Annotated in this window: 2 protein-coding genes; both read right to left on the bottom strand. The window is 76.5% G+C overall.

All coding sequences use genetic code 11. The annotated features are described in order from the left end of the window. Nucleotides 1-132: 132 nt before the first annotated feature. Nucleotides 133-726: a nicotinate-nucleotide--dimethylbenzimidazole phosphoribosyltransferase gene (locus tag EAO77_RS41500; protein WP_410088734.1), complete on the bottom strand. Its 594-nt coding sequence runs from the start codon at nt 724-726 to the stop codon at nt 133-135. After that, a complete protein-coding gene (locus EAO77_RS41505) occupies nt 633-1,505 on the bottom strand; it encodes a nicotinate-nucleotide--dimethylbenzimidazole phosphoribosyltransferase (protein ID WP_410088735.1) in 873 nt (290 codons plus the stop codon). Before EAO77_RS41505 ends, EAO77_RS41500 begins: the two co-directional genes overlap by 94 nt. Between the last annotated feature and the right edge of the window lie 79 nt (nt 1,506-1,584).

Raw genomic sequence — 1,584 nt, forward strand, 5'->3', positions numbered from 1 at the left:
ATCCCTCTCGGGGCGGGCGGGCCCTCTCGGGGCGGGCGCGCGACCGGTGCCGCGTCGTCACCGGCCGGCGGGAACGGCTCGCCGCCGGCCGGCCCCGTGCCCTGCCGGACCGTGCCCTGCGGGCCGTCCGCCCTAGTCCTCCGCCTTCGCGGCGTCGTCCCGCTCGCGCTCCGGAAGCTCCGCGACGAGCGCGGCGGCGGACTGGACGAGTGGGAGCGCGAGCAGCGCGCCCGTGCCCTCGCCGACGGTCACCCCGTGCTCCAGCACCGGCGTCAGCGAGAGCCGGTCCAGTGCCTTCGTCTGCGCGGGCTCCCCGCTCAGCTGCCCCGCGAGCCACCAGTCGGGCGAACGGAAGGCGGCACGCTGGGCCACCAGGGCGCACGCCGCCGTCACCACGCCGTCCAGGATCACCGGCAGCCGGCGCGCCGAGCACTGGAGCAGGAAGCCCGTCATCGCCGCCAGGTCCGCACCGCCCACCGCCGCCAGCAGCTCCAACTGGTCGCCCATCACCGGACGCGCGCGCCGCAGCGCGTCCCGGATCGCCGCGCACTTGCGCATCCAGGCCAGGTCGTCGATCCCGGTGCTGCCCCGGCCCGTGACCACCGACGCGTCCGTGCCGCACAGGGCGGCGATCAGCGTGGCGGCGGCGGTCGTCCCGCCGACGCTGAGGTCGCCGAGCACGACCACGTCGGTGCCCGAGTCGGCCTCCTCGTCGGCGATCGCCATGCCGAGGCGCACCGCCTGCTCGGCCTCCTCGACGGTGAGCGCGTCCTCGATGTCGATGCGCCCGCTGCCGCGCCGCACCCGGTGGCGGGTGACGTCCTCGGGAAGCAGTTCCGGATCGCAGTCCAGACCGGCGTCGACGATCCGCACCGGGACACCCGACCGGCGGGCCAGCACGGACACGCGTCCGTGCCGCACAGGGCGGCGATCAGCGTGGCGGCGGCGGTCGTCCCGCCGACGCTGAGGTCGCCGAGCACGACCACGTCGGTGCCCGAGTCGGCCTCCTCGTCGGCGATCGCCATGCCGAGGCGCACCGCCTGCTCGGCCTCCTCGACGGTGAGCGCGTCCTCGATGTCGATGCGCCCGCTGCCGCGCCGCACCCGGTGGCGGGTGACGTCCTCGGGAAGCAGTTCCGGATCGCAGTCCAGACCGGCGTCGACGATCCGCACCGGGACACCCGACCGGCGGGCCAGCACGGACACCGGCCGCCCGCCGTCCAGCACCGCCCGCACCAGCTCGTGCGCCGTGCCGGCCGCCCGGCCCGACACCCCCAGCTCGGCGACCCCGTGGTCACCGGCGAACAGCACCACCCGCGGGCGGTCGACGGCCCGGACCGGGACGGCGGCCTGCGCCGCCGCCAGCCACTCGGCCAGCTCGTCGAGACGGCCCAGCGCCCCGGCCGGCACGACCAGCCGCTCACGCCGTTCCTCGGCGTCACGCCGCACGCCGCTGTCGGGGCGCTCGATCAGATCGGAGAAGTCGTCGAGATTCAGCCTGCTCATTCGCGGAACAGTACCGCCCCGCGTTCGCCCTGTGCGGGCCGGTGGTGGCTCGCACCCCCGCTGCGCGCGGGTGTCCTCA

Origin of the sequence: Streptomyces sp. T39 (assembly GCF_008042045.1) — a bacterium.
Classification (GTDB): Bacteria; Actinomycetota; Actinomycetes; order Streptomycetales; family Streptomycetaceae; genus Streptomyces.

Coding starts and splice junctions, on each gene's coding strand:
- EAO77_RS41500 (WP_410088734.1), bottom strand. CDS start 726: ATGGCGATCGCCGACGAGGAGGCCGACTCGGGCACCGACGTGGTCGTG.
- EAO77_RS41505 (WP_410088735.1), bottom strand. CDS start 1,505: ATGAGCAGGCTGAATCTCGACGACTTCTCCGATCTGATCGAGCGCCCC.